Annotated in this window: 6 protein-coding genes; 2 read left to right on the forward strand and 4 right to left on the reverse strand. The window is 69.9% G+C overall.

All coding sequences use genetic code 11. From position 1 onward, the window contains the following. Together ABEA26_RS34485 and ABEA26_RS34490 are read left to right on the forward strand one after the other, a co-directional pair. Window positions 1-549: carboxyl transferase domain-containing protein (locus tag ABEA26_RS34485; RefSeq protein WP_345597825.1), on the forward strand; the 549-nt coding region annotated here is incomplete at its 5' end. A gap of 17 nt (window positions 550-566) precedes the next feature. Beyond that, complete coding sequence (locus ABEA26_RS34490; RefSeq protein WP_243780792.1) at window positions 567-764, forward strand: acyl-CoA carboxylase epsilon subunit; 198 nt, start codon at window positions 567-569, stop codon at window positions 762-764. 188 nt (window positions 765-952) lie between these two features. Here the strand turns inward: ABEA26_RS34490 and ABEA26_RS34495 are convergent, their stop codons facing one another. The 4 genes from ABEA26_RS34495 to ABEA26_RS34510 form a co-directional block, all read right to left on the reverse strand. Then, the gene (locus ABEA26_RS34495; protein WP_009314218.1) at window positions 953-1,534 is read right to left on the reverse strand and encodes a GTP-binding protein; all 582 of its coding nucleotides are present in this window, start codon (window positions 1,532-1,534) and stop codon (window positions 953-955) included. Further along, window positions 1,515-2,087 (reverse strand): DUF742 domain-containing protein, encoded by a 573-nt coding sequence (locus ABEA26_RS34500; protein ID WP_345597830.1) that lies wholly within the window; start codon window positions 2,085-2,087, stop codon window positions 1,515-1,517. Before ABEA26_RS34500 ends, ABEA26_RS34495 begins: the two co-directional genes overlap by 20 nt. A gap of 94 nt (window positions 2,088-2,181) precedes the next feature. Then, window positions 2,182-2,595 (reverse strand): roadblock/LC7 domain-containing protein, encoded by a 414-nt coding sequence (locus ABEA26_RS34505; protein WP_055421938.1) that lies wholly within the window; start codon window positions 2,593-2,595, stop codon window positions 2,182-2,184. A gap of 10 nt (window positions 2,596-2,605) precedes the next feature. Continuing rightward, complete coding sequence (locus ABEA26_RS34510) at window positions 2,606-5,872, reverse strand: nitrate- and nitrite sensing domain-containing protein (RefSeq protein WP_345597832.1); 3,267 nt, start codon at window positions 5,870-5,872, stop codon at window positions 2,606-2,608. Window positions 5,873-6,095 lie beyond the last annotated feature (223 nt).

The following is a 6,095-nucleotide window of genomic DNA, read 5'->3' on the forward strand; positions in this document are numbered from 1 at the left end:
CTGGACATCGAGGCCAGTGAAAAGGCCGCCCGCTTCGTCCAGATGTGCGACGCCTTCAACATCCCGATCATCACCCTCCTGGACGTACCCGGCTTCCTGCCCGGCGTCGACCAGGAACACGGCGGCATCATCCGCCACGGCGCCAAGCTCCTCTACGCCTACTGCAACGCCACCGTGCCGCGCATCTCACTCATCCTGCGCAAGGCGTACGGAGGTGCTTACATCGTCATGGACAGCCAGTCCATCGGCGCCGACCTCACCTACGCCTGGCCGACCAACGAGATCGCCGTGATGGGCGCCGAGGGCGCCGCCAACGTCATCTTCCGCCGGCAGATCGCCGACGCCGAGGACCCCGAAGCCATGCGGGCCCGCATGGTCAAGGAGTACAAGGCCGAACTGATGCACCCCTACTACGCGGCCGAACGCGGCCTGGTCGACGACGTCATCGACCCCGCCGAGACCCGCGAGGTGCTCGTCAGGTCCCTGGCGATGCTCCACACCAAGCACGCCGACCTGCCCTCCCGCAAGCACGGCAACCCGCCGCAGTGACCCGAGGAGCCACGTCCATGTCCACTCCCGACATCCGCGTCGAGAAGGGCCACGCCGAGCCCGAGGAGGTCGCCGCCATCACGGCCCTCCTCCTGGCCCGCGCCGCCGCCCGCCCCGTCGAGATCGCCCCCACCCACGGCGGCGGCCGCGTCCGCGCGGGCTGGCGCCGCCTGGAACGCGAGCCGGGCTTCCGCGCGCCGCACAGCTGGCGCTGACCCGAACACATGTAGAGGCCCCTCCGTTGTGGAGGGGCCTCTACATGTGTTCGGGACTACTGCTGGACGCCGGGCCGGGCAACCGGCCCAGGGGCGCGGGGCTGTGCCGATGTGCGGCCGGCCGCGTGGGCGCGATCAGCCGCAAGCCATCCGCACCCGGCGACGGAACCGCCCCGCGCGCCGCGCGGCTAGCGCAACCGCGCCATCAGCGCGTGCTCCACGAGAGTGATCAGCGCACTCTTCGCGTCGGCGCGGTGCCGGGCGTCGGTCGTGATGATCGGGGTGTCCGGCCCGATCTGCAGCGCCTCCCGGACCTCGTCCGGATTGTAGGGCTGCTGGCCGTCGAAGCCGTTCAGGGCGATGACGAACGGCAGGCCCGAGTTCTCGAAGTAGTCGACGGCGGGGAAGCAGTCGGCGAGCCGCCTCGTGTCGACCAGCACGATCGCGCCGATGGCGCCGCGCACCAGGTCGTCCCACATGAACCAGAAACGGTCCTGGCCGGGTGTACCGAAGAGGTACAGGATCAGGTCCTGGTCGAGCGTGATGCGTCCGAAGTCCATGGCGACCGTCGTGGTCGTCTTGTCCCCCGTGTGGGTGAGGTCGTCGATGCCCGCGGACGCGGATGTCATCACGGCCTCGGTGCGCAGCGGGTTGATCTCCGAGACGGCGCCGACGAACGTCGTCTTGCCCACGCCGAATCCGCCCGCCACCACGATCTTCGCGGAAGTGGTGGAGCGGGAAGGCCCTCCGCTAGAGCTTGCGAAGTCCACTGAGCACCCTTTCGAGCAGTGTCACGTCTGGCTGGCCGCCGGCGTTCTCGTCGCCGCCGGGCTGATGGATGGCGACCAGGCCCGCCTCCGCCAAGTCGGCGACGAGGATCCTGGCCACGCCGAGAGGGATCGTCAGGAGGGCCGAGACCTCGGCCACCGACTTGATCTCCCGGCAGAGGTTGCAGATCCGCTGATGCTCGGGCAACTGGCCCTGCATCTGGTGCGGCTGCGCGGTGGTGTGCACCAGTGCCTCGATGGCGAGCTGGTAGCGCGGCCTGGTGCGGCCGCCCGTCATGGCGTACGGGCGCACCAGGGGGTTGTTCGACGCCCCGGCGGGCGCCGGCTCAGGGGTGCGGCGCTGCGGCTGCACGGGCTGGATGCGCGGCGCGTGCGGCTGGTCGTACGGCGAAGGGCCGGGGCCCTGCGGCGCGTACGGCTGCCGGTTGCTCGGCACGGAGGGGTAGCCGTATCCGTTCGCCGAGCCGTCGCCTCGGCCCTGGCCAGGACCGTACGACCAGTTGCCCGAAGACGGACCGCCTGGGGGTGTTGCCACTTTTTCCTCCTCCGACTGTGCCTGGCATCCATCACTGTGGAGCCGCGTCCCGAAACTTTACGGCCACGGGACACCAAAACGCACCGTCTGTCCTTTAGTTGAGAAGGCTCCCTTGGAGTTCCGCCCGCAGATCGGGCGTCAGAACCGTGCCCGCACGGTCCACCAGAAGGGCCATCTCGTACCCAATGAGGCCGATGTCCGCCTCCGGGTGTGCGAGAACCGCGAGGGAGGAGCCGTCGGAGATGGACATGATGAAGAGGAATCCCCGCTCCATCTCCACAACCGTCTGGTTCACGCTGCCGCCCTCGAAGATGCGCGAGGCACCGGCGGTCAGCGAGGTCAGACCGGAGGCGACGGCCGCGAGCTGATCGGCACGGTCGCGCGGGAACCCTTCGGACATCGCCAGAAGAAGTCCGTCGGCGGAGACCACCACTGTGTGGGACACCCCCGGGGTGTTTTCCACGAAGTTGGTGATCAACCAGTTCAGGTTCTGCGCCGCCTGGCTCATCGGGCTCACACTAACGCTCCTGGTTGTAGGTGCTGTCAGGACCACGGTGTTCATTCCCTGTGTCCTGGCCGTTCGTTTCACTGCCCGCGTTGCGGCCTCGCTCGACGCCGCGTCGCAGGTTGCTCAGTCGGCCCCGGACGTCCTCCGGGGCGCGGGAGACCTGGGGGCCTCCCTGGGGAGTGGTTTCGGCGGCGCCCTCGACCAGGTTGGCCTTGGGTACGCGTCGCGGCAGACCCGAGGGGGTCACCCCGCCGGCCTTGGGCTTGCGCAGCGTCGAGGCCTGCTGCCAGCGGTCGTCGTTGGCCGACCGCCAGTTGTCCGTGGCGCCCGCCCCCTGTGCGGCCGCCGGCGCCTCGTGGTCGGCGTGCCCCGCATCGCCCGTGCCGCTCGCGGTGGAGCCGCGGCGGGGAAGACCCGCGTCGGTCATCTCGTGGGTCGCGGAGGGGGTCGGAACCGGACGGTCGAAGCCTACGCGGTCCGCCTCGGTCACGTCAGCGGCCTGCGCGGATTGCGCCTCGGGCGCACTCGCGGAGTACTGGTCCGGGTAGCCGTTCTGGAAACCGTCCTGCTGGGGCCAGTCGTCCTGGTGACGCCGCTGCTCGAAGGCCGCGTAGTTGTCCTGGGCGCCGGAGCCCGCCGGCTGGTGCCCGTTTCGGCCCGGCTCCGCGTAGGCGGGGGCCGGATAACCGCCGCCCGCCGGGTAGGCCGCGCCCTGCGGCATGCCGCCGTCCGGCGCGTAGTACTGGTCGCCGTACGACGCCTGCTGCTGGTCAGGGTACGCCGACTGCTGGTCGTACCCGCCGCTCTGTCCGTTCTGCTGCTGGTAGCCGCCCTGGCCCTGGTCGTACAGCGGCTGTTGGCCGGTGAACTGGTCCTGGTATCCGGGTGTCCCGGTCTCCTCGCGGCCACCGTGCTGCTCGGCCGGGCCGGGCAGCTCGGGGTGCGCCTGGGCCTCCAGGGCCGCGCGGCGTTCCTCGCGCATCAGCGAGCGGCCGACCGGGTCGAGGCCGCGTATGTCGTCGGGGACCTCGGAGTACCGGCTGTCGTCGAAGCCCAGCTCGGCGGCGGTCCGCATGGGCTGACCGACCTGACCGAAGCTCTCGCCGCCCTGGACGTTCTGCTCCGGGATGATCTGCGAGACCGTGAACTCGTCGCGCGACTGCTGCTCGCCGCCACCACCGTGGGTGATGGCGTCCGGCAACATGACCAGCGAGGTGGTGCCCGCCTGCTCGCCGGAGGGGCGCAGCTGGACGCGGATGCCGTGCCGGTCCGACAGCCGGCCGACCACGAACAGGCCCATGCGCTGCGAGATCGCGGCGTCCACGGTCGGCGGGTTGGCCAGCTTGTGGTTGATGTCCGCGAAGTCCTCGGCGGTCAGGCCGATGCCCTTGTCGTGGATCTCGACCATCACCCGGCCGTCGGGCAGACGGGTCGCGGTGACGCGGACCTTGGTCTGCGGGGAGGAGAACGTGGTGGCGTTCTCCAGAAGCTCGGCGAGCAGGTGCACGAGGTCGGTCACGGCCCGGCCGTGGATCTCGGCCTCCGGGACGCCGGACAGCTCGACGCGCTCGTACTGCTCCACCTCGGAGGAGGCGGCGCGCAGCACGTCGACCAGCGGGACCGGCTGGTCCCAGCGGCGGCCGGGCTCCTCACCGGCGAGGACCAGGAGGTTCTCGCCGTTGCGGCGCATACGGGTGGCCAGGTGGTCCAGCCGGAAGAGGCTCTCCAGCTGGTCCGGGTCGGCCTCGTTGTTCTCCAGGTCGGTGATCAGGCTCAGCTGGCCCTCGATCAGGGACTGGTTGCGGCGCGAGAGGTTGGTGAAGATCGCGTTGATGTTGCCCCGCAGCAGGGCCTGCTCGGCGGCGAGCCGGACGGCCTCGCGGTGTACCTGGTCGAAGGCGCGGGCGACTTCGCCGATCTCGTCGGTCGAGGTGATCGGGATCGGCTGGACCCGGGTGTCGACCCGTCCGGGGTCGGTACGGGAGAGCTGGTCGACCAGCGTCGGCAGACGCTGCTCGGCGATGCCGAAGGCGGCGTTGCGCAGCTGGCGCATGGAGCGGCTCATCTGGCGGGCCACCATGCCGGCCAGGATGAACGCGGCGAGCAGCGCGATCACGACCGCGGCACCCGTGAGGTAGGCGTCCCGCTCGGCGTCGTCGGCGATCGTGGACGCCTCGGACACCGCCTTGTCGGCCAGGTCCGACTCGATCTTGCTGTACGCGTCGAACTTGAGGGTGTTGACCGCCCACCAGGTTTCCGGTGTGATGCCCTGCTCGGCCAGGTCGACCCGTTCACCGGTGTCGGTGGAGGTCAGCCGGGCCAGTTCCGAGACCATCGTGGTCGGGTTGGCCGGCGGCGGCACGTAGTCCGGGTCCTTGGCCTGGGCCTCCTTGGCCATGGCCGCAGCGTCCGTCTTCAGCTGCGCCTGGGCGTCCTCGAGCTTCTGCGCGTCCGCCTCGGTACCGCCGCCGATGTACTCCTCGAGAGCGATGCGCTCCAGGTAGGCGTACGAGGAGAGCGCGACGCGCTGGCTGGCGAGGTGGCTGGGATCCGGACCCGGCTTGACCAGCATGTGCATACCGATGGAGCGCTCCAGCGAGAGCGCCGCCTTGGTCAGGGAGATCGCGTAGACGGTACGACCGTAGGAGGTGATGTTGCCGGTGCCCAGACCGAGCTCGTTGGCGAACTCCATCAGGGGATGGGCGACCCCGGTGTAGCCCTCCTCGGTCTCCACGCCCTTGAGCTTGGAGGTGTACGCGGCCGCGCGCAGCGTCTCGAGCTTGGGCTCCTGCTCGCGGAACACCTTCAGCCGACGCTCCAGGCCCGCCTTGCCGGGCATGCCCTGGGCCGCCTCGTCGAACGCGTCGGCCGCCTCGTCGGTCGCCTGACGGGCCTTGGCGACGGTCGCGTCCTCCTGGCCCTTGCCCTGCAGCAGCGGCGCAGCCGTGAGGTCGCGCTCGTTGTAGAGGGCGCTGGCGTAGCCGAGGGAGGCCCGCACCAGGAGCGCGGTACTCTCCGCGTCCTCGGCGTCCTGCCAGGTGTCGATCGAGCTCTTCACCTGGACGCCGCCCATGACGAGGCCGACCAGCACGGGTATGAGCAGGATCGCGTTCAGCCGGGTGGTCACCCGCCAGTTGCGCGGGGAGAAACGGCCGTTGCTCGGCGCCGGCGCGGCCTTGGGTTCCGCAGCGGGCTCGGGGGCGGGCGCCGCTGTGCGCGGCGGCGGGGTGAAGTTGCCCCGGGCCGATGGCTCGGGACTGTTCTTGCTTCGCCTCACTCGACCAACAACCTCTCGGCGGTCGGCACCTATGTCGTGCCGCTGTGTCTCAGAGCCCAGTCCGTCATCGACTACGCGTTACCGCTGAGTACGTCTTTGACCATGGGGCAGTTCTGGCATTCCAGCACGGCGACCAGCGCTCTTCCAAACAGTCGAACGCGAGGGCTGGAAGTGATGTAAGCCCCACGTAAAACGGTCATAAAGAGCGAGGCCCGTCAAAAGA

The organism is Streptomyces marokkonensis (assembly GCF_039539045.1).
GTDB lineage: Bacteria > Actinomycetota > Actinomycetes > Streptomycetales > Streptomycetaceae > Streptomyces > Streptomyces marokkonensis.